A 21,010-nucleotide genomic window follows, 5' to 3' on the forward strand; every position below is an offset into this window, starting at 1 on the left:
TCACGATCGTCCGGATCGCTCGCAGCGGATGATCACGCCGCACCCGTGCTTCCAGGTCGACGTAGCTGAACAGCTCGCCCGTTCGATTGTCGCCGCCGCGCACGCATCGTCTCCGAATCTCGTCGGAGTCAATGAATCATGGTCGCCGGTCGACGGCGAGCGCCTTTTTCAACAGCCTGCTAGATCTCTCGCCTCGATCTCCCGGACCTGAGGCCCACAGATTCGTGATCATACCGTCGCTTGACGATCTAGCAACGCTAACTTAATTGATCTAGCAATGCTAGATTATGTTCAAGGTTAAGGGGAACAGGCATGATGATGCATTGGCTTGCGTCGGGAACAGCGTTGCTGGTGGCTCTCGCAATTATCGCGATCGGCATCCTTTATGTCATGCGCCCCGCGATCGCGACGCGCAGTTTCGGGCTGCCGCTTCCCGAATACGGCGCCAACACCGCCTGGTGGCTTCGCCTCAAGGGGGTGCGCGACATCGCATCGGGGTTGGCTGTCCTGGCGTTCATGATGTGGGGCGCGCCCGGCGCGGTCGGCATCATTCTGCTTGTGGAAGCCGTCATCCCCGTCGGCGACATGCTGCTCATTCTTGCAGCGAAAGGATCCGCCAGGAGCGCCTTCGGCGTGCACGGTCTCACGGCAGCAATCATGGTCCTGGCGGCCATGCCTTTGATCTCTGGAGTGGCTTGAGATGGTGCATGCTCTTTCGACCTGGCTGCTGGTTGCCGGCTTCCTTGGCGCAGGCCTCTTCAACGCGATCGGCACGTCCGGGACGCAAAGCGATTTCGCCCGGCGGGGTTACCCGCGCTGGTGGGGCATTTTGACCGGTGGACTGGAGATCGTGAGCGCCATTCTGATTGCGCTCCCCGTCAGCCGCATTGTCGGCCTGACGCTCGGGGCGATCATCATTGCGGCTGCGGTTCTGACCGTTCTGCGCCACCGCGATTTCTCGCACCTTGCGCCACTTGGTGGTTTCGTCGCCTTGATTGCGCTTGCCGCAACGCTCTAGTGAAAATCCCGGGACGGCGGCAGGATGCGGACGTTGCGGGGGTGACGGATTTTTTGCGCCGGCGTATCGACATGATCGCGGCGGTCGTCGTTGAGCGGCTCGATCAGCGCGGGCCCCGCCGGCACCGGGTGCTTGCGGCTGAGACCGCCGTTGGCGAGACCGGTCAGATCATGGGAGCGGTCGATCATCCGCTGCGCCACCAGATGCGTGACGCCCTCGGGGCTGCTCTGGATATAGCCCTCGACCAGGATCAGGCGCGCGCCCATCACCTCCTTGCGGTACTGCTCCATCACCTTCGGCCACACCACGATGTTGGCGATGCCGGTCTCGTCCTCCAGCGTCATGAACACGACGCCCTTGGCACTGCCCGGCCGCTGCCGCACCAGCACCACGCCGGCGCAACGGACACGGCGGCGGTCGTTGTCGCGGTTGATCTGATGGCAGGCGACGACGCGTTCTTTCGAAAACATCCCGCGCAGGAATTCCATCGGATGGCCCTTCAGCGACAGGCGGATGGTCTGATAGTCGGCGACCACCTGCTCGGGGCGCGGCATCTCCGGCAGCGGTTGCGCGTTTTCATCCGGCTGCTCACGCGCCGTCGCCGCCTCGAACAAGGGCAGCGGCACGTCATCGGGCAATCGCCGCACCGCCCACAGCGCCTCGCGGCGGTCGAGCCCGATCGAGCGGAATGCATCGGCATCCGCCAGCAGGATCAGCGCGCGCTTGGGCAGCGCGGTGTCGCGGGCGAATTCCTCCAGCGAGGTGAAGGGTTTTCTGTTGCGCGCGGCGATGATGCGGTCGGCCCAGTCGTGTTCATCTCCGTCCAACGCCGCACAGGAGGTAGGAGGGTTCCCTCCCCCCTTGCGGGGGAGGGTTAGGGAGAGGGGTAAGCCGCACGGGCGGTGGTCGTGGCTTACCCCTCTCTCCAACTCTCCCCCGCAAGGGGAGAGAGAGCCCAACCGTTCGTGCCTTCCTGACTCATCCACATCCGCGTTTCGTCGGCGTCGCAGCGCTTGATCCCGTTTCAACCGTTCCTCGTCTTCATCCAGCCAGTGAAACCCGTCGATCTGCCGAAAACCCAGCCGAACCGCGCAGTATTTGCCGTCCCTCTCCTCCAGCGTGTTCTGCGCAAAGCTAAAGGACACATCGACCTCGCGCACCTTGACGCCATTCTTGCGGGCGTCGCCGACGATCTGCGCCGGCGCATAGAAGCCCATCGGCTGCGAGTTGAGCAGGCCGCAGCAGAATGCGTCGGGGTGATAATGCTTCAGCCAGGAGGAGATGTAGACGAGTTGCGCGAAGCTCGCGGCGTGGCTTTCCGGAAAGCCGTAGGAGCCGAAGCCCTTGATCTGGTCGAAACAGCTGCGGGCGAAGTCCGGTGAATAGCCGCGCGCGACCATGTTGCCGACCAGCTTGTCCTCGTAGGTGCCGATGGTGCCGAGGTTGCGGAAGGTCGCCATCGAGCGGCGCAGGCCGTTGGCCTCTTCGGAGGTGAATTTTGCCGCCTCGATCGCGATCCGCATCGCCTGCTCCTGGAACAGCGGCACACCGAGCGTCTTGTGCAGCACCTTGTAGAGTTCGTCCTTGTCGCCATGCTCCGGCGACGGCGATGGATAGCTCACCTTCTCCTGACCGCTTCGCCGCCGCAGATAAGGATGCACCATGTCGCCCTGGATCGGCCCGGGGCGCACGATCGCGACCTCGATGACGAGGTCGTAGAAGGTGCGCGGCTTCAGCCGCGGCAGCATGTTCATCTGCGCCCGGCTCTCGACCTGGAACACGCCGAGCGATTCCCCGCGGCACAGCATGTCGTAGACTTCGGCATCGTCCTGCGGGACGCTGGCAAGCGCCCAGCGCTCGCCCTTGTGGTCGTCGATCAGGTCGAAGCATTTTCGGATGCAGGTCAGCATGCCCAGCGCCAGCACGTCGACCTTCATCATGTTGAGCGCATCGACGTCGTCCTTGTCCCATTCGATGAAGGTGCGGTCGTCCATCGCGGCGTTGCCGATCGGCACATAGGTGTCGAGCCGGTCCTGGGTCAGCACATAGCCGCCGACATGCTGCGAGAGATGGCGCGGAAATTCGATCAGCTCGGTGGCGAGCTCGACCGCGAGGTTGATCATCGCGTTCTTCGGATCCAGCCCGGCCTGCCGCACCTGCATGTCGTTGAGGCCCTTGCCCCAGCTGCCCCACACGGTGTCGGCGAGCGCCGCGGTGACGTCCTCGGTCAGCCCCAGTGCCTTGCCGACGTCGCGGATCGCGCTGCGCGGGCGATAATGGATGATGGTGGCGATGACGGCGGCGCGATGGCGGCCGTAGCGACGATAGACATATTGCATCACCTCCTCGCGGCGCGAATGCTCGAAATCGACGTCGATGTCCGGCGGCTCCAGCCGCTCCTTGGAGATGAAGCGCTCGAACAGGAGATCGACCTTGGTCGGATCGACCGAGGTGATGCCGAGCACGTAGCAGACCGCGGAGTTCGCCGCCGATCCGCGGCCCTGGCACAGGATGTTCTGGCTGCGTGCATAGTGCACGATGTCGTGCACGGTGAGGAAGTAATGCGCGTATTTCAGCTCGGCGATCAGCGCGAGCTCCTTGTTGAGGGTGGCGCGGAGTTTTGTATCGATCCGGCCGCCGAAATATTTGTCGACGCCGGCCCAGGTCAGGTCCTCGAGATGCTGCTGCGCGGTCTTGCCCGGCGGCACCGGCTCGTCGGGATACTGGTATTTGAGCTGGTCCAGCGAGAAGCTGATCCGATCAGCGAAGCGCATGGTCTCTGCGATCGCCGCAGGCCAGTCGCGGAACAGCCTGATCATCTCATGCGCCGGCTTGAGATGCCGCTCGGCATTGGCTTCGAGCCTGCGGCCGACCGCCTCGATCGTGGTCTTCTCGCGAATGCAGGTCAGCACGTCCTGCAACGGACGGCGCGCGGGATGGTGATAGAGCACCTCGTTGGTGGCGAGCAGCGGCACAACAGCCTTGGCCGCGAGTGCATGGAGGCGCGCAAGGCGGCGTTTGTCGTCGCCGCGATAGAGCAGGCTTGCGGCGAGCCAGACCCCGTCGGCGGCGCTCGCCTTCAGTTTTGCGAGCAGGTCGAGCGTATCAGTCGTGTCGAAGCGGTGCGGCAGGGCCAGCACCAACAACTGGCCGCCGGCGAAGTCGAGCAGATCGGCCAGCGCCAGATGGCACTCGCCCTTCTCGATCCGGACGATGTCGTCGCCGCGCTTGCCGCGGGTGAGCAATTGGCACAGCCGGCCATAGGCGGCGCGGTCGCGCGGATAGACCAGGATATCGGGCGTGCCGTCGCAAAAGACGACGCGGGCGCCGATCAGGAGCTTTGGCGGATGCGCAACCTCGTCGCTGTCGAGCTCCTTCCAGGCGCGCACCACGCCGGCCAGCGTGTTGTGATCGGCGAGCCCGATCACGGGAATACGCAGCCTGCTCGCCTCGTGCACGTAGGCGCGCGGGTCGGAGCCGCCGCGCAGGAAGGAGAAATTGCTGGTGATGCCGATCTCGGCATAGTCTGGAATTGGCATGCTCATGCGAACAGCCCGTGCACGTACCAGTTGGCGGGAACCGGCTGGCCCTCCTCATCCCGCAGCTCGCTGTCATAGAGACCGTCGCGAAAGATCCAGAAGCGCTGGCCCTCGGCGTCCTCGACGCGGAAGTAATCGCGCGTCAGCGATTGTCCGTCCTGCTTCCACCATTCCATCGCGATGCGCTCGGGACCCTCGACCCTGACCACCGCATGCAGCGCGCGGCGCCAGGTGAACTGATGCGGCGGGCCGTCGGGCACGGTCGCGAACGGCACTTTTATGGGCTCCGGCCGCTCGAACAGCCTCAGGGGTCGCAGCGGCGGCTCGCCGGCGACGCGCTCCGGCCAGGCGGCCGCGGTCGCGGCAGCCAGATGATGCTGCGCCGGCAGCGCGAGCGCCGATCGTTCGGGGATGTGGCTTTCCAGCGGCAGATGCACAACGACGCGTTGTCCGCCGATACGGGCGGCGATGCGGTCGATCAGCGCCGAGATCTCGTCATTGTCGTGCACGTTTGCATCGAGGTCGCGCTGCTGCTGCACCACGATCTCGGTGCGGCCGGCGGCGAGCCTGACGAGATCGAAGCCGAAACCGGGATCGAGCGGATCGCTCAACGCGTCGAGCCGTTCGCGGAACAGGCGGTCGATCATCTCGGGCCGCGTCACCGGGCGGCCGGTCTCGACCATGATCGAGCGCACCGCGCCGTCGGTGCGGAAGAAGCTCGCCTCCAGTTGCCGCGCGCCCTTGCCCTGCTTGTCCATCGCCGCAACCAGCATCCTGGCGAGGCTTTGCAAGGTCAGCGCGATCACGGTGTCGGTGGCAACAGGCTCGGGGAAGCGCTTCTCGACGATGTAATCGGGCAGCGGCTTGCGCGGGCTGATCGGCGCATCGCCTTGCCCGAGCGCATGGCTGAGCAAGGTGGTGAAGGCTGTGCCGAACCGCGCTGCAATCTCGTGCGGGGTACGCGCGGCGACATCGCCGATGGTCTTCAAGCCGGCGCGGCGCAGGCCTGATGTGATCGCCTCATCCGCGCCGAGCGCTGCAACCGGCAGCGGGCCGATGGCTTGCGCCTCCTCGCCGCCGGCGATGATCTTTCCCGAGACGTGCCGCGTCAGCGTGCGCGCCGCGATCGAGGTGCCTGCGATTGCGGCGCTGACGGCAAAGCCGCGGCGGCTCAGCGCATCAGTCACGATTTGCAGCAGCGCGCGCTCGCCGCCGAACAGATGCGCGCAGCCGGTGATGTCGAGGAACAGGCCATAAGGCGGATCGAGCGCCACCAGCGGCGTGAAGCGATCGCACCAGTCGGCGATGTCAGCAAGCGTTTTCGCGTCCGCCGGGGGATCGGCATCGTAGACGATGAGCTCGGGACAGATCGCGCGCGCATTGGCGAGCGGCAGCCCGATCGAGAGGCCCGCACGGACCGCCGCCTCGTCGACGGCATGGAGCAGGATGGCATTGTGGTCCTTTGCGACCACGACGCTGGGGAGTCCTGCCACCTCCCGGGCATCAACTCGCGAGGCGCTGCCCTGCGCGAGCTTCCGCTTGATGCGATCGATGGGCAGGCGTGGCAGCCAGAGGCTGAGGATACGCCGACGGTTCACTGAATTGGCACTCATCACATTTCCATTCCATGATCCATCGCCCGACCGGGCCATGACGATTGCGAACGAGCTCGGCATCGAAGCGCGGCGCGCCCCAAACACTGGCCGCCGTGCCCGGCGGCGAATGCGCCGCACGCACGATCCAGCGCGTCTCCGCGGTCGAGGGGATCGGCGTTGCCGCGATCCGCAGCACCAGCGCGCTGACGCCGGAGGCCTGGGCTGCCAAGGTCAATTTGCGGCTGGCGACCAGATCGAGCTGGCGCACATTGCCCCAGACCTCCAGCACGACAGCGCCCAGCGCATCGCAGGCGAGCGCATCCGCCGCGGTGCGCAGGCCGCTGTCGACATCGGCGGCGCGCACCGTGACCAGGAGGCGCGGATCGAGTCCGAGCTCGGCGAGCCCGCGCATCGACAGCGCACCGCTTTCGAGATCGGAAAAATCCTGCCGCACCCAGACCAGAGGCTTGCGCGGCGATATCAGCCCGGCAAGTCCCGCAATGAAGCCGGTTGCCGCCCCGCCCTGATGGCCGGCCGCGAACACCTCGTGCAGCGCGGCCGGCGCAAGCCCGCCGCGCAGCATCGCGTCTGCACCGTCATGCCCCAGCGCGACGCGGTTCGGCAGGTTCGCGTCAGACGGCGCCTCGATGCGCGCGATGCTGCCGCGCAAGGACGCAAGCGTAGCCGTGCGTGCGCCATTCATGTGCGCCGCTCCTTCCCGACCAAAATTTGAAGCCGTCACTGGTCTGAACAGAGAACCAGGTACTGGCTCATTTGTTCATGATATGTTCTAATATAAAGCTAACAGGGCCCGTGGAGTCAATCGGATTAGAGGGCTCTCTGATTCATGAGCGGAATCAATCCCATGCACATCATGCTCGACAACGACACCGATTTCGAAGGCTGGCGCAGGGCCGCGCGGCGGCTGGCGCTCAATGGCGTGACGCCGTCTGACGTCACATGGACTGTTCGCAGTGACGACGAACCCGGTCCGGCATCCGGCGACCTGCCCGATCCACCGAATGGGACGTTCAACGTCCCAGCCAGCTTCGTCGAGCTGGCAAGGACTGCGATCCTGCATCGCAAGGATGACCGCTTCGCCCTGCTCTATCGCCTCGTCTGGCGGCTGCGCAGCCATCACGACCTGCTCGGCGTCACGACCGACCCGGAAGTCGGCGAGGTCCACGCGATGGCACGCGCGGTCTATCGCGACATGGACAGGATGCAGGGGCAGCTCCGCTTCCGCGAGATCGGCCGCGAGCAGAAGGCGCATTACGTCGCCTGGTTCGAGCCCGAGCATCGCATCGTCGAACACGTCGCGCCTTTCTTCGCCAGCCGCTTCGCCGACATGCCATGGTCGATCCTGACCCCCGACGTGTCAGCGCATTGGGACGGCCACGCGATCTCGATCACGTCAGGCATCGCCAGATCCGAGATGACGGGCGAGGACCGGCTCGAGGAAACGTGGCGGCGTCACTACAGCGGCCTGTTCAATCCGGCACGTCTGAAGGTGATGGAGGCGCCGCAGGCCTATTGGAGGAACCTGCCCGAGGATTCGATCATTAAACCGCTGCTCGAAGACGCGATGCGGATGACGGGCGGCGCCTTCATCGCAAACCAGACGGCCGAACCACGCAAGCCGCGGAAGCGCGAGAGACTTAGGGACACGCCGATGGTCCGCCGGGAAACCCAAAGGAAAACCCGAGACACACACGACACGATCGCAGCCTTGCGCGAAGAGGCCGCCAATTGCCGCGCCTGCCCGCTGTGGAAGGACGCAACGCAGACCGTGTTCGGCGAAGGCCCGCAAAACGCATCGATCATGCTGGTCGGCGAGCAGCCCGGCGACAAGGAAGACCTTGCCGGCAAGCCGTTCGTCGGCCCCGCCGGCGAGATGCTCGGTCGCGCGCTTCGGGACGCCGGCATCGACCGCGGCAAGGTCTATGTCACCAATGCGGTGAAGCATTTCAAATTCGTGCCGCGCGGCAAGATTCGCCTGCACCAGAAGCCGGGCACGACCGAAATCCGCGCCTGCCGTCCCTGGTATGAACGCGAACTGGCGGTCATCAAGCCGGAGCTGGTGGTCGCGCTCGGCGCAACCGCAGCCCAGAGCGTGCTCGGAAAGATCATGCCAATCAACAAGAACCGCGGCCGCCTGATCGATCACGACAACACCAAGGTGCTGGTCACCGTGCATCCATCCTATCTGCTGCGGTTGCCGGACGAGGACGCCAGGGCACTCGAGTACCGACATTTTGTCGACGACCTGACAATCGCCGCAACGTTCCTGCGCCGATCAGCCAATGCCGCTTGAGCGGTCGCGAGTCCAAGGGAACTCCGACGCTCAAATCGGTGTAAAACATGCGGAAGCAGTCGACAAAAATCTACAACCTTTAATTGATCCATGATATGGTCGCATGCTCTGCAGGCATTGGGCGTCATGTTCACGCCATGACGTACCCTGAGGTCGGCGCGCTGCACGGTTCGACTAGCCCCAGCCGTGCAGCGCGCGGCCTCGATCTGCTGATCCCATCAAATCTCCCGAGACTTGCATAGTCCGCAGAGCTGCATTGTCAGTGCGGGTGGCCATGTGCCTGTCACGACGTTGCGCGGCCAATAGTGCCCCCGCGCGCGGCAGGCGAGGTCGCCCGGCCGCCTTGAAGCCTGGTGCATCGAAACCTCATCGCAGGCTGCGCCCTGCATTGCACCAAAACAGGCTCCGCCTTCCACCACTATCGGCGGCCTCCGCGGGCGAATTTCAATTGCCTGTCATATGCATCGATCAAAATCGGGGCCATTGGGACAGGAGATTACAATGAGCGATGTTGCGTTACCCGGCTCGATCGAGCCCGCCCTGAAAAAAGGCCCGGATCTCGACAAGGGCTTCCACCCGATGACGGGTATTATCTACATGGGCGTGGTCGCGGCCGCCCTGCTGTTCGTCGCTTACAGCATTTATGCCGACGTCGACGCCACCGGTGCGCGGGTCACGTCGTTCCTGCCCTACATCCTGCTCTTCGTCGCCCTGCTGATCGCGCTCGGCTTCGAGTTCGTCAACGGCTTCCACGACACCGCCAATGCGGTGGCGACCGTGATCTATACCCGCTCGCTGCCGGCGCATGTCGCCGTGGTCTGGTCGGGCATGTTCAACCTGTTCGGCGTGCTGCTCTCCACGGGCGCCGTCGCGTTCGGCATCGTCTCGCTGCTTCCGGTCGAGCTGATCCTGCAGGTCGGCTCGAGCGCCGGTTTTGCGATGGTGTTCGCGCTGCTGATCGCCGCCATCATCTGGAACCTCGGCACCTGGTGGCTGGGCCTGCCGGCCTCGAGCTCGCACACCCTGATCGGTTCGATCATGGGCGTCGGCATCACCAACGCCCTGCTGCGCGGCCGCGACGGCACCTCGGGCGTGGACTGGTCGCAGGCTGGCAATATCGCCAAGGCGCTGCTGTTGTCGCCGCTGTTCGGCTTCGTGCTCGCGGCGGGCCTGCTCTACATCCTGAAGGCCGTGCTGGCACGCGCGACGCCCGCTCTGTTCGGCGAGCCGGTCGGCGACCAGCCGCCGCCGTGGTGGATCCGGGGCATCCTGATCCTGACCTGCACGCTGGTCAGCTTCTTCCACGGCTCCAATGACGGCCAGAAGGGCATGGGCCTGATCATGCTGATCCTGATCGGCACCGTGCCGACCGCCTATGCGCTGAACCGCGCCCTGCCGGCGAGCCAGACCGAGCAGTTCGCGAGCTATTCGACCGCGGCCAGCAAGGTGATCGAAGCCAAGGCAGCCGGTTACAACGTGATCGGCAACCCGCGCCCGGCCGTGACCAACTATGTCGCGCAGCATCAGATCAACGAAGGCACCTATCCGTCACTCGCGGTGCTGGTGCGCGATATCGGCAAACAGGTCTCCGAGTACGGATCGATTGCCAAGTTCCCGGCGGACCAGGTCGGCAACACCCGTAACGACATGTACCTGGTCTCCGAGGCGATCCGCTTCCTGATGAAGGACAAGGAAGCCGAGCTCTCGGCCACCGACGTCGCAACGCTGAACCAGTACAAGGGCTCGCTCGATGCCGCGACGAAGTTCATCCCGAGCTGGGTCAAGTTCGCCGTCGCCATCGCGCTCGGCCTCGGCACCATGGTCGGCTGGAAGCGCATCGTCGTCACCGTCGGCGAGAAGATCGGCAAGACCCACCTGACCTACGCGCAAGGCGCCTGCGCGGAGATCACTGCGGCCGCGACGATCGCAGCCGCCGACGGCTACGGCCTGCCGGTCTCGACCACGCACGTGCTCTCGTCAGGCATCGCCGGCACCATGGCCGCCAACGGATCCGGCCTGCAATGGGCGACGATCCGCAACATCGCGATGGCCTGGGTGCTGACCCTGCCGGCCGCGATGATCCTCTCCGGCGTGCTGTACTTGCTGTTCTACCACATCTTCTGACTGCCAACGCTTTCGGCGCACCGACGCGTCGAAGAAGGCCCGCACCATGGTGCGGGCCTTCTGCGTCTAGGCGGCCGCGCAGCTCCTCGCCACTTCGGCGATGAGGCCGCGGGCCCATTTGTGCAGGCCGGATTTGGCGGTCCGCCCGCTCCAGTACATGTCGATCGAGATCGGGACGCGGAACGGCAACGGCGCGATGTGCAGGCGGCCGCGCATGCTGCGAGCCAGATGGTATGGAATGGTCGCGACCAGAGGCGTGTCCGATATCACCTGCTCCAGGCTGTCGTGGTTCGGCAGCGTCACCATCGGCGCGATCGCGATGCCCCTCGCCTTGAGCACATCGAGATAGAGCGGCTGCCACTCCCCGCTATGGGTGACGAAGACATGTTCGGCCTCGGCGTAGGCCGAAAGCGTGATCCGGCCGCGCGCGAGCGGATTGGCCGGATCCATCACGCAAACATAATGGTCGGTGAGGATGTGGCGCCGAAAGAAGCCTTCGCCGACGATCCCGACCGGTCCGAGGACGATGTCGCACTGGTTCTGCTTGAGGTGGACATTGCCGTGTCCCGCCGCATCGAGCAGCACCAGACGGACCTGCGGCGCACCGGCGCGCAAAAGCGCGCTGAACCGCGGGATCAGCGTCTTGCGTTCGTGGTGGTTGCAGGAGATTGTGACCGCGCCCTGCGCCGTCGCAGGATCGAACACGATCGGCGAAGCGAGCCCCTCGATCTCTCCGATCGTGTCCCGCGCCCATGCCACCATCGCCGCGCAGCGCTCGGTGGCGCTGACGCCATTGCCCTTGCGAACGAACAGCGGGTCTTGCATGACGCCGCGTAGCCGCTCCACGGCATAGCTGATGGTCGACTGGTTGACGTCGAGCCGCTTGGCGGCGGCGGAGAACGACTTGAGGTCGTAGACCAGAACCAGCGTGCGCAGCGTACCCATGTCGATCGCATCGACCGCAGAATGGACCGTCATCACCCCGCTCCTACATTGACCGGCCAGAGCGCTTTCGAGCGAAGCGGATACCGGTTCGCGTGAAGAAAACGCGTCAAGACAAACATCCAGGGCTTCGTTCCGATTCCATCGGAACGGAAACAGCTCCGGCAGCCTATCACATGGTCATGCAGGATTTCGATGACCAAAATCCAATCCATCGAATTGAGCGGGCAATGCCTTCCGGCTAGCCTTTGCAAAAAACACCCCGGGAGGACCAATGACCCGCGCCGTGCCCATCGTCGCAGATATCGCCTACCACGACCTGCTCGACGATCCCTATCCGATCTTCCGCCGCCTGCGCGCAACGGCACCCGCCGTCTACGTCGAAGCGGCGAAGCTGACGCTGGTGACGCGCTTTGCGGACATCGCGGCCATCGAGCGCGATCCCGCGAGCTATTCGGCCGACAATCCAACGTCCCTCGTCAACAAGGTGATGGGACCGACCTTCATGCGCAAGGACGGCGCCGAACACACGATCGGTCGCAAGGCGATCGAGCCGTCGTTCCGGCCGGCCACGATCAAGGACCACTGGGCGCCGAAATTCACCGTGATCTGCGAGCGGCTGGTCCGCGATCTCGCCGAGGCCGGCGAAGCCGACCTGTTCACGGCGCTCGCCGCGCCAATGGCCTCCCTCGCCCTGATGGAGATGATCGGCTTCGAGCCGATGCCATGGCAGCGGCTTGCCGAATGGTCGCAGGCGCTGATCGACGGTGCCGGCAATTACGCTGGCGATCCCGAAGTCGAGCGAAAAGCGATGCAGGCGGGCGCGGATGTCGACGCCGCGATCGAGGCGGTGCTCGATCGTCATCGCGAGAGTCCCAATCCCACGATCCTGTCCTCGATGGTCAATGCCGACCCGCCGATGCCGATCGAGGCCATCAGGGCCAACATCAAGGTGATCATCGGCGGCGGGCTGAACGAGCCGCGCGATGCGATCCTCACCCTCGTGCTCGGCCTGCTCGCGAACCCTGCGCAGAAGCAGAACGTTCTGGCGCAGCCGGAACTATGGCCGGCCGCGCTCGAGGAAGCAGTGCGCTGGATCTCGCCGATCGGCATGTATCCACGCCGCGCGACCCGCACGGTTGAACTGTCCGGCGTGACGTTGCCGCAGGACCTTCAGATCGGGCTCTGCGTCGGCGCGGCGAACCGCGACGACCAACGCTTTCCCGACCCGGACAGCTTTGACATCTCGCGGCCGAAGCAATCGCACCTCGCCTTCGGCGCCGGTCCGCATTTCTGCGCCGGCACCTGGGTGTCGCGGCTGACCGTCGGCAGGATCGTGGGACCGATGCTGTTCGAACGCCTGCGCAATCTGCGCCTCCGCGACGAGGCCCCGCCAATCGTGCGCGGCTGGGTGTTCCGCGGCCCGGTATCGCTGCCGGTCAGGTGGGATGCGTGAAGAGAGCGTGACGCGCTACATCCTCATGCGGCCAGCGCGCTCTCCACGATCTTCACGAAATACGAGGTACCGTAGACGATCGCATCGTCGTTGAAATTATAGGCGGGGTGATGCAGGCCCGCGCTGTCGCCATTGCCGCAGAAGATGAAGGCGCCGGGCCGCGACTCCAGCATGTAGGAAAAATCCTCGCCGCCCATCAGCGGCGGCATCTCATGCACATTGCCCTCGCCCGCGACCTCCCGGGCGATGCGGCTGGCGAATTCGGTCTGCGAACGGTGGTTGACGGTGACGGGATAGCCGCGCTTGTAGTTGAGATCGATCCTGGCGCCAGTCAGCTGGGCGACGCCCTTGACCACCTCCCCGATGCGCTTCTCCACCAGCTGCCTGACTTCCGGGGTCAGGGTGCGGACCGTGCCGCGCAACTCCGCGGTCTGCGGGATCACGTTGCGGGCGTTGCCGGCATGGAATTCGCAGATCGAGATCACGGCGGAATCGAGCGGATCGACGCTGCGCGACACCACCGACTGCAAGGCCGTGATGAGCTGCGCGCCGACCATCACGGAATCGATGCATTTGTGTGGACGCGCGGCGTGGCCGCCGAGCCCTTCGATCGAGATGTTGACCTCGTCGGTCGACGCCATGATCGGACCCGGACGGATCGCGAACGATCCGATCGGAATGCCCGGGCCGTTATGCATGCCGTAGACCTGCTCGATGCCGAAGCGGTCCATCAGCCCGTCCTTGATCATCGCCGCCGCACCCGCGCCGCCTTCTTCGGCCGGCTGGAAGATCACCACCGCCGTGCCGGCGAAATTGCGGGTCTCGGCGAGATAGCGCGCGGCACCGAGCAGCATCGCGGTGTGGCCGTCATGGCCGCAGGCATGCATCTTGCCGGGCGTCTTGGAGGCGTACGGCAGATTGGTCTCTTCCTGGATCGGCAGCGCGTCCATGTCGGCGCGCAAGCCGATCACCTTGAGGTCACCGCCATTGGCCGGCCTGTTGCCCTTGATCACGCCGACCACCCCGGTCTGGCCGAGACCGGTCACCACCTCGTCGCAGCCGAACTCCTTCAGCCGATCGGCCACGAATGATGCGGTGCGGTGCACGTCATAGAGCAGCTCGGGGTTTTCGTGGATGTTGCGGCGCCAGGCCTGGATATCGGGTTGCAGATCGGCGACGCGATTGACGATGGGCATAGGAGTTCTGGCCTCAGGGGGTTGGATTTCCGAAACTTGTCTAGCATGCAAGGGGCACTCCACCCAACAGGCGCGGCATGTCCCAGGCTCGCAGCGGCGGGCTGCAAACGCAGGGCGAGGCGGCCGGAAGTTATCGAAAGCGCCGGGTCGTGTGGTCGAGCATGCCCACATGACAGGCTTGCCGCGGCGCGACCGGGCATCCATGATCACCAGATGGAACAGAATCGCTCGGACTTCCTTCTGGTTGAACTCGCGCTCACCCAACTCGCCGCCTGGTCGGACATACTGCCTGCCGAGTGCCGCGTTTTGGGAGCCAACCTGTTCGCGGACGTGTTTTTGGCGGATGGGGCAGGCGCGGTTTACATGCTGGAAGTGTCGACGGGCTCGATTGCAAGGATCGCCGCCTCAGAGGAGGAGTTCCGCCAGGGTTGCGTTGACGATGCAAATGGTTGGCTGCTGCGTCCTTTGGTCGATCGGTGCCGCGCGGCTGGACTGAACCTTGGCGCCTCCCAATGCTACGCCTACACGACGCTTCCCCTGTTTGGCGGCAAGTACGAGGTCGACAACATCTGGATGTGCTCCTGGCGAGACTGGATCAGCTTTACGGGCTCGGTCTACGAGCAGACCAAGGACTTGCCCGACGGGGCCACCATCAAGATCAACGTGGTCGATTGAGGCTGCGGTTCGACGCCGGAGTTTTTCCGCGGAGCGCGAAGGCGAGCTGGCAGGAGTGGGGGAACGAACCCCGCTTGGCCTCGCGTGGGGAACTTTCACGAACGCAGCCCTCGCTTGAGGTGGCCCGCCGCCCCTCGAAACCTGAAGCTTTCGTAACCATTCGGATTTGCGAGGAACCTTCGCGAATGGGGCAGGTTTTCACTGCAAACCAGAGGCCTCGCCATGCGCAGCATCCGCTGGCTCGCCATCGTCCCGTTCCTCGCTCTCCTGGTCGGCCCGTTCTTCGTCAACGAGGCGACCCCGCTGATCTTCGGCCTGCCTGTCCTGCTCGCATGGATCGTGGCGTGGATCCTGATTTCGTCCCTGATCATGGCCGCCATCTACGCGAGTGATCCGGCCAACCGCGAGGACGAGCCATGAACAGCGCGCTTCCGTTCATCGCTGCCGCCGCGCTGCTGGCACTCGCCCTCGGCTTTCTCGCCCATCGCGGCAAGGACATGAACCTCGAGCAGTGGACGGTCGGCGGACGCGGTTTCGGCGCTCTCTTCGTGTTCCTGCTGCTCGCGGGCGAGATCTACACCACCTTCACATTCCTCGGCGGCAGCGGCTATGCCTACGGCAAGGGCGCGCCGGCCTATTACATTCTCGCCTACGGCACGCTTGCCTACGTGCTCTCCTATTTCATGCTGCCGCCGATCTGGCGCTACGCCAAGGAGAACCGGCTCTACTCGCAGTCGGACTTCTTCGTGCACAAATACGATAGTCCTGCGCTCGGCGTCCTTGTTGCGCTCGTCGATATCGTGGCGCTGATCCCCTACCTCGTGCTCCAGTTCAAGGGGCTCGGCATCATCGTCGACGTCGCGGGCTACGGCGCGATCTCGCCGACGCTGGCGATCTGGATCGGCGCGATCGTCGTCGCCGCCTATGTGATGGTCTCGGGCGTGCACGGCTCGGCCTGGACCTCGGTCGCCAAGGACAGCCTGATCCTCGGCGTCGTGATCTTCCTCGGCATCTACCTGCCCTATCACTACTATGGCGGGCTCGGATCGATGTTCGCCGCGATCGAGCAGGCCAAGCCGGGATTCACCGCGCTGCCGGCGCACGGCGAGAGCCTGTGGTGGTTCTCCTCGACCGTATTGCTCACTGCACTTGGCTTCTACATGTGGCCGCACGGTTTCGCATCGATCTACACGGCCAAAAACGCCACGGTGATCCGCAAGAATGCGATCGTTCTGCCGCTCTATCAGCTCATCCTGCTGTTCGTGTTTTTCGTCGGCTTTGCGGCAAGCCTGCAAATTCCCGGCCTCACGGGCTCGAACATCGACCTTGCGCTGTTCAAGCTGTCGGTCAAGACGTTCGATCCCTGGTTTGTCGGGGTGATCGGTGCGACCGGCGTGCTCACCGCCCTGGTGCCGGGCTCGATGATCCTGATGACCGCCGCGACGTTGATCGCCAACAATCTCTATCGTGTCGTCAACCCGTCGGCCGACGATCGGCAGATATCGCGGCTCGCAAAACTCCTGGTGCCTGTGGTGGCGCTGGTTGCGGTGTTCTTTACCCTGAAGGGCGGAGAGACCATCGTTGCGCTCCTGCTGATGGGCTACAGTTTCGTGACGCAGCTGTTTCCTGCCCTGGTGCTGAGCCTCGCACGCCGCAACATCGCCACGCGCGAGGGCGCAGCGGCGGGCATCATCGCCGGCGTCGCCACGGTGGCCGCCGTCAGCCTGACGGGCGCGAACTTCCACAAGTTGCCGTGGCTGCCGGTCCAGGTCCAGGACCTCAACATCGGCATCGTCGCACTGGCGGTGAATGTCATCGTGCTGATTGCGGTGAGCCTGACGATGCGGGCCGCCGCAGCGCCGGCTCGCGCGCCCGCGGAATAAATCCAGGACATCACTCGCGCCGGCGTCGCAAGCGGTCATCCCTTGTGCTTTGCGCCGGCTTTGGCCATTACTCTCAAGAACGACTGCCGGGAAGAGGACATGCCGCGAAGGCTCGAGGGTGATTTCGACTATATCGTCGTCGGCGCGGGCACGGCCGGCTGCATCATGGCCAACCGCCTCTCGGCCGATCCGAGGAAGCGCGTGCTGCTGCTGGAGGCCGGTGGCAACGACAACTGGATCTGGTTTCACATCCCGGTCGGCTACCTCTTTGCGATCGGCAATCCGCGCTCGGACTGGATGTTCAAGACCGAGGCCGAGCCGGGGCTGAATGGCCGTGCGCTCGCCTATCCCCGCGGCAAGGTGATCGGCGGCTCGTCGGCGATCAACGCCATGATCTCGATGCGCGGACAAGCCGCGGACTACGATCATTGGCGGCAACTCGGGCTTGCGGGCTGGAGCTACAGCGACGTGCTGCCCGCGTTCAGGCGGCTGGAGGATCACTTCCTCGGCGAAAGCGAACACCACGGTACAGGCGGCGGCTGGCGCATCGAGGCGCCGCGGCTGTCATGGCAAGTGCTCGACGCGGTCGGCGACGCCGCGGAAGAGATGGGCATAAAGCGCATCCCGGACTTCAACACCGGCGACAACGAAGGCACCAGCTATTTCCACGTCAACCAGAAGCGCGGCCGGCGCTGGTCGTCGGCGCGCGGCTTCCTCAAACCGGTGCTGAATCGCCAGAACCTGCGGCTCGAGACCAATGTGCTGGTCGACCGCCTGATCGTCGAGAGCGGCCGTGCGACCGGCGTGCTGTTCCGGAAAGGCGACGAGACGATCGAGGCACGCGCCAGGGGCGAAGTGATCCTGTGCGCCGGATCGATCGGATCGACGCAGGTGCTGCACCGCTCCGGCATCGGCCCGTCCGAATGGCTGTCGCCGCTCGGCATCGACATCGTGCTCGACGTGCACGGCATCGGCCGCAATCTGCAGGATCACCTGCAGCAGCGCGCGATCTACAAGGTATCAGGCGTGCAGACGCTGAACGAGACCTATTACAACCTGATCCGCCGCGGCCTGATGGGCCTCGACTATGCGTTCCGCCGCCGCGGCCCGCTGACCATGGCGCCGTCACAGCTCGGCATCTTCACGCGTTCGGATGCGACGCGATCGCGCGCCAACATCCAGTTCCATGTGCAGCCGCTCTCGCTCGACAAGTTTGGCGATCCCCTGCACCGCTTCCCCGCGATCACCGTGAGCGCCTGCAATCTGCAGCCGACCTCGCGCGGCACCGTGCGCATCCGCTCGGCCACGCCCGACGACAAGCCATCGATCGCGCCGAATTATCTCTCGACCGACGACGATCGCCAGGTCGCAGCGGACGCGATCCGCACCACAAGGCGGCTGATGAAGCAGAAGGCGCTGGAGAAGTATCATCCCGAGGAATTCCTGCCCGGCCCGTCTGTCGGCGACGACGACGCCTCGCTGGCCAGGGCCGCCGGCGACATCGGCACCACGATCTTCCATCCCGTCGGCACGGCGAAGATGGGGACGGCGAACGATCCGATGGCTGTTGTCGACGAGCGCCTGCGCTTCTACGGCCTCGACGGACTGCGTATCGCCGATGCCTCGGTCATGCCGACCATCACCTCCGGGAACACCAACACGCCGACCGCGATGATCGCCGAGAAAGGCGCGGCGATGATCCTGCAGGATGGACGCTAGTGGGATTCCGCTTCCACGAAGGATCACGAGAATGACCGGCGCCGAGAAAATATTGCTGTTCTCATATGGAACGTTGCAGCTCGAAAGCGTGCAGCTGTCGTCGTTCGGCCGCCGGCTGGCAGGGCGCCGCGACGCAATTCCGGGCTTCAAGAAGACCGTTGTCGAAGTCACCGACACCGATGTCCTGGCAAAGAGCGGTGAACGCTTTCACCCGATCGTCGTGCCGACGGATGATCGGAATGAGACCGTCGACGGAATGGTGTTCGAAATCACCGCGGAGGAACTGGCCGCGGCCGACCGCTACGAGGTCTCCGACTACAAGCGCGTCGCGGTTGTCCTGTGCTCCGGCCTGAAAGCATGGGTCTACATCAAGGCCTGACCGACCAGTTCGGCGATGATCCCGGACGACCGATCATCGCCAAGCAACGATCCGGCGACATCGTCGTTGTCACGGATGCCCTCTTGGATTTCGGCGCTTGACGACAAGACCGGCTTCGCCGGAGAGGCGCACCGCCGGTCCGGGCACGCGCCCGGCGCGACCGGGATCCTGCTTGCGCTTGGCATCGTCTATGGCGACCTCGGCACCAGCCCGCTCTATACGCTGCAGACGATCGTTCACCTGACGGGTGACGGTTTCACCCGCGAAGCTGCGCTCGGCTCGCTCTCGCTGATCTTCTGGGCGCTGATCATCACGATCTCGGTGAAGTATTGCCTGTTTGTGATGCGCGCCGACAACCACGGTGAAGGCGGCATCCTTGCGCTGATGGCGCTGACCGGCGCGCGTTGGTCCGGTCGCGGAAGGTGGCTCGTCGCGCTTGGCCTGTTTGGTGCCGCCCTGATCTACGGCGACGGCATCATCACGCCGGCGATCTCGGTGCTCAGCGCCGTCGAAGGCCTGAATGTCGCGACCAGCGCCTTCAGGCCGTACACGATGCCGATCGCCGTCGGCATTCTGATCGCCCTGTTCGCGTTTCAGCGTCACGGTACCGCAACCGTCGGCAAGGCGTTCGGTCCGGTGATGCTGCTCTGGTTCGTGACGATGGCGCTGCTCGGCATCGCCTCGGTCGTGCGGCATCCCGACGTGATCGGCGCGGTCAATCCGATGCTTGGCCTCCGGCTCCTCGCCACGCATGGCGTGCTGGGCTTCACCTTGCTCGGAGGCGTGTTCCTCGCGCTCACCGGGGGCGAAGCGCTCTACGCCGACATGGGGCATGTCGGTCGCGGGCCGATCCGCATCGCCTGGTACGGCATCGTGCTGCCCGCGCTGCTGCTCAACTACGCCGGACAGGTCGGCAACTTCGTCGCATCCCCCGATCGGACCGCCAATCCGTTCTTCAAGCTGGCGCCGGTCTGGGGCATCTACCCGCTGGTGACGCTCGCGACGCTGGCGACCATCATCGCAAGCCAGGCCATCATCACCGGCTCGTTCTCGATGACACGCCAGGCCATGCAGCTCGGATGGTTTCCCGGCGTGCGGATCAACCAGACCTCGGCCGAGGAATATGGCCAGATCTACGTGCCCTTCGTGAACTGGATGATGATGTGCCTGACCGTCGCGCTCACGATCGGCTTCGGCAGCTCGGACCGCCTCGCGGGTGCCTACGGCGCTGCCGTGTCCACGACCATGGTCCTGACCACCGCATTGCTTTACCGGGTGATGCGACGCAGGTGGCGCTGGGGCGTGCTGCACGCGGGCGCAATCGCAGGCCTGTTGCTCACGGTCGACCTTGCGTTCTTCCTCGCCAACCTCTTCAAGATCGCCGAGGGCGGCTGGATTCCGCTGCTGTTCGGCACCCTGGTGTTCGCCATCATGACCACCTGGCATTTCGGCATCGACGCGCTGCATCGGCGCAGCATGGCGCGATCGCAGCATATCGATGCGTTCTTCAACGGGCTCCGCGAGCAGCATATCACGCGCGTGCCGGGAACGGCGATATTCCTGACCCGGCTCAGCCACAGGATTCCGCCGATCATCGTCGACTATGTCAGGCAGGCACATTCGCTGCATCGAACGGCGGTCGCCCTGACGGTCAGTTTTGAAAGCGTTCCCCGCATCAGGTCCACCGATCGCATTCGTTGCGAGCAGCTTTGCGAGGGCATCTGGCACATCACCACGCATTTCGGCTTCGTCGAGATCCCCGACCTGCCGAACGTGCTCTCGAACGCGAAGGAGATCGGAGTGCCGATCCGGAACGATCCGACGTATTACGTCGAACGTCACGATCTCATCAACCGCGAGCGCCGCAATCCCATCGCCCGGCTCCGGATCGCGCTGTTTGCGTTCATGTCCCGGAATGCCGCCCACGCGATCGACCGCTTCAAGATTCCAAGCGCGTCGCTGATCGAGATCGGCAGCCGGATGGAACTGTAAGGCGTCAGGCTGCGATCGGCCGCCCGCCACAGGAAAAACGCCGTCCCCTCGAGGGGACGGCGCAACGCCACTCACGCGGTACTAAAGCCAAGTAGGCAACTCTTACGCAGGAGCGCTGACATTACGCTGACGGTTGCAAGACACCTTTGTTGCGGCCGTTCATGATCGGGAGCATCGC

General features: G+C 64.7%; 16 protein-coding genes and 1 pseudogene. 11 read left to right on the top strand and 6 right to left on the bottom strand.

The window, feature by feature from the left end; all coding sequences use genetic code 11:
* A pseudogene (locus JQ586_RS41380) lies at nucleotides 1-103 on the bottom strand (IS5/IS1182 family transposase); the annotation flags it as partial.
* A 215-nt stretch (nucleotides 104-318) separates the two neighbouring features.
* Here JQ586_RS41380 and JQ586_RS35765 point away from each other — a divergent pair.
* Nucleotides 319-699 (top strand): DUF4267 domain-containing protein, encoded by a 381-nt coding sequence (locus tag JQ586_RS35765; RefSeq protein WP_212399379.1) that lies wholly within the window; start codon nucleotides 319-321, stop codon nucleotides 697-699.
* 1 nt (nucleotide 700) lies between these two features.
* The gene (locus tag JQ586_RS35770; protein WP_212399344.1) at nucleotides 701-1,018 is read left to right on the top strand and encodes a DoxX family protein; all 318 of its coding nucleotides are present in this window, start codon (nucleotides 701-703) and stop codon (nucleotides 1,016-1,018) included.
* Here JQ586_RS35770 and JQ586_RS35775 read toward each other — a convergent pair.
* The 3 genes from JQ586_RS35775 to JQ586_RS35785 are packed head-to-tail and all read right to left on the bottom strand — an operon-like array spanning nucleotide 1,015 to nucleotide 6,855.
* Complete coding sequence (locus tag JQ586_RS35775; RefSeq protein ID WP_212399380.1) at nucleotides 1,015-4,557, bottom strand: error-prone DNA polymerase; 3,543 nt, start codon at nucleotides 4,555-4,557, stop codon at nucleotides 1,015-1,017. The genes JQ586_RS35770 and JQ586_RS35775 overlap by 4 nt on opposite strands.
* A gap of 2 nt (nucleotides 4,558-4,559) precedes the next feature.
* Nucleotides 4,560-6,170: a DNA polymerase Y family protein gene (locus JQ586_RS35780; RefSeq protein WP_212399345.1), complete on the bottom strand. Its 1,611-nt coding sequence runs from the start codon at nucleotides 6,168-6,170 to the stop codon at nucleotides 4,560-4,562.
* Complete coding sequence (locus JQ586_RS35785; protein WP_212399346.1) at nucleotides 6,061-6,855, bottom strand: ImuA family protein; 795 nt, start codon at nucleotides 6,853-6,855, stop codon at nucleotides 6,061-6,063. Before JQ586_RS35785 ends, JQ586_RS35780 begins: the two co-directional genes overlap by 110 nt.
* Before the next feature lie 162 nt (nucleotides 6,856-7,017).
* Between JQ586_RS35785 and JQ586_RS35790 the strand changes: the two genes are divergently transcribed.
* Together JQ586_RS35790 and JQ586_RS35795 are read left to right on the top strand one after the other, a co-directional pair.
* Nucleotides 7,018-8,466 carry a UdgX family uracil-DNA binding protein gene (locus JQ586_RS35790; protein WP_212399347.1) on the top strand — a complete coding sequence of 483 codons (1,449 nt, stop codon included), beginning with the start codon at nucleotides 7,018-7,020 and terminating at the stop codon, nucleotides 8,464-8,466.
* A gap of 501 nt (nucleotides 8,467-8,967) precedes the next feature.
* On the top strand, nucleotides 8,968-10,590 hold the full coding sequence (locus JQ586_RS35795; protein WP_212399348.1) for an inorganic phosphate transporter: 1,623 nt from the start codon (nucleotides 8,968-8,970) through the stop codon (nucleotides 10,588-10,590).
* A gap of 66 nt (nucleotides 10,591-10,656) precedes the next feature.
* On the opposite strand, the gene JQ586_RS35800 is transcribed toward JQ586_RS35795, so the two are convergent.
* A complete protein-coding gene (locus JQ586_RS35800) occupies nucleotides 10,657-11,568 on the bottom strand; it encodes a LysR family transcriptional regulator (RefSeq protein WP_212399349.1) in 912 nt (303 codons plus the stop codon).
* A 238-nt stretch (nucleotides 11,569-11,806) separates the two neighbouring features.
* Between JQ586_RS35800 and JQ586_RS35805 the strand changes: the two genes are divergently transcribed.
* On the top strand, nucleotides 11,807-12,988 hold the full coding sequence (locus JQ586_RS35805; protein ID WP_212399350.1) for a cytochrome P450: 1,182 nt from the start codon (nucleotides 11,807-11,809) through the stop codon (nucleotides 12,986-12,988).
* Between the two features lie 23 nt (nucleotides 12,989-13,011).
* On the opposite strand, the gene JQ586_RS35810 is transcribed toward JQ586_RS35805, so the two are convergent.
* A complete protein-coding gene (locus tag JQ586_RS35810) occupies nucleotides 13,012-14,184 on the bottom strand; it encodes a M20 aminoacylase family protein (protein WP_212399351.1) in 1,173 nt (390 codons plus the stop codon).
* 213 nt (nucleotides 14,185-14,397) lie between these two features.
* On the opposite strand from JQ586_RS35810, the gene JQ586_RS35815 reads away from it, so the two are divergent.
* The 6 genes from JQ586_RS35815 (at nucleotide 14,398) to JQ586_RS35840 (ending at nucleotide 20,832) form a co-directional block, all read left to right on the top strand.
* Nucleotides 14,398-14,859 (top strand): T6SS immunity protein Tdi1 domain-containing protein, encoded by a 462-nt coding sequence (locus JQ586_RS35815; protein ID WP_212399352.1) that lies wholly within the window; start codon nucleotides 14,398-14,400, stop codon nucleotides 14,857-14,859.
* Between the two features lie 222 nt (nucleotides 14,860-15,081).
* On the top strand, nucleotides 15,082-15,279 hold the full coding sequence (locus JQ586_RS35820; RefSeq protein WP_212399353.1) for a DUF3311 domain-containing protein: 198 nt from the start codon (nucleotides 15,082-15,084) through the stop codon (nucleotides 15,277-15,279).
* Complete coding sequence (locus JQ586_RS35825; RefSeq protein ID WP_212399354.1) at nucleotides 15,276-16,742, top strand: sodium:solute symporter; 1,467 nt, start codon at nucleotides 15,276-15,278, stop codon at nucleotides 16,740-16,742. Before JQ586_RS35820 ends, JQ586_RS35825 begins: the two co-directional genes overlap by 4 nt.
* 99 nt (nucleotides 16,743-16,841) lie before the next feature.
* Nucleotides 16,842-18,461 carry a GMC family oxidoreductase gene (locus tag JQ586_RS35830; RefSeq protein ID WP_212399355.1) on the top strand — a complete coding sequence of 540 codons (1,620 nt, stop codon included), beginning with the start codon at nucleotides 16,842-16,844 and terminating at the stop codon, nucleotides 18,459-18,461.
* Nucleotides 18,462-18,492: 31 nt separating this feature from the next.
* Nucleotides 18,493-18,840, top strand: coding sequence for a gamma-glutamylcyclotransferase family protein (locus JQ586_RS35835; protein ID WP_212399356.1), 348 nt, complete (start codon nucleotides 18,493-18,495; stop codon nucleotides 18,838-18,840).
* 75 nt (nucleotides 18,841-18,915) lie between these two features.
* The gene (locus JQ586_RS35840) at nucleotides 18,916-20,832 is read left to right on the top strand and encodes a potassium transporter Kup (RefSeq protein ID WP_212399357.1); all 1,917 of its coding nucleotides are present in this window, start codon (nucleotides 18,916-18,918) and stop codon (nucleotides 20,830-20,832) included.
* Nucleotides 20,833-21,010 lie beyond the last annotated feature (178 nt).

It is taken from the genome of Bradyrhizobium jicamae, assembly GCF_018130215.1.
Taxonomy (GTDB): Bacteria; Pseudomonadota; Alphaproteobacteria; order Rhizobiales; family Xanthobacteraceae; genus Bradyrhizobium; species Bradyrhizobium jicamae_A.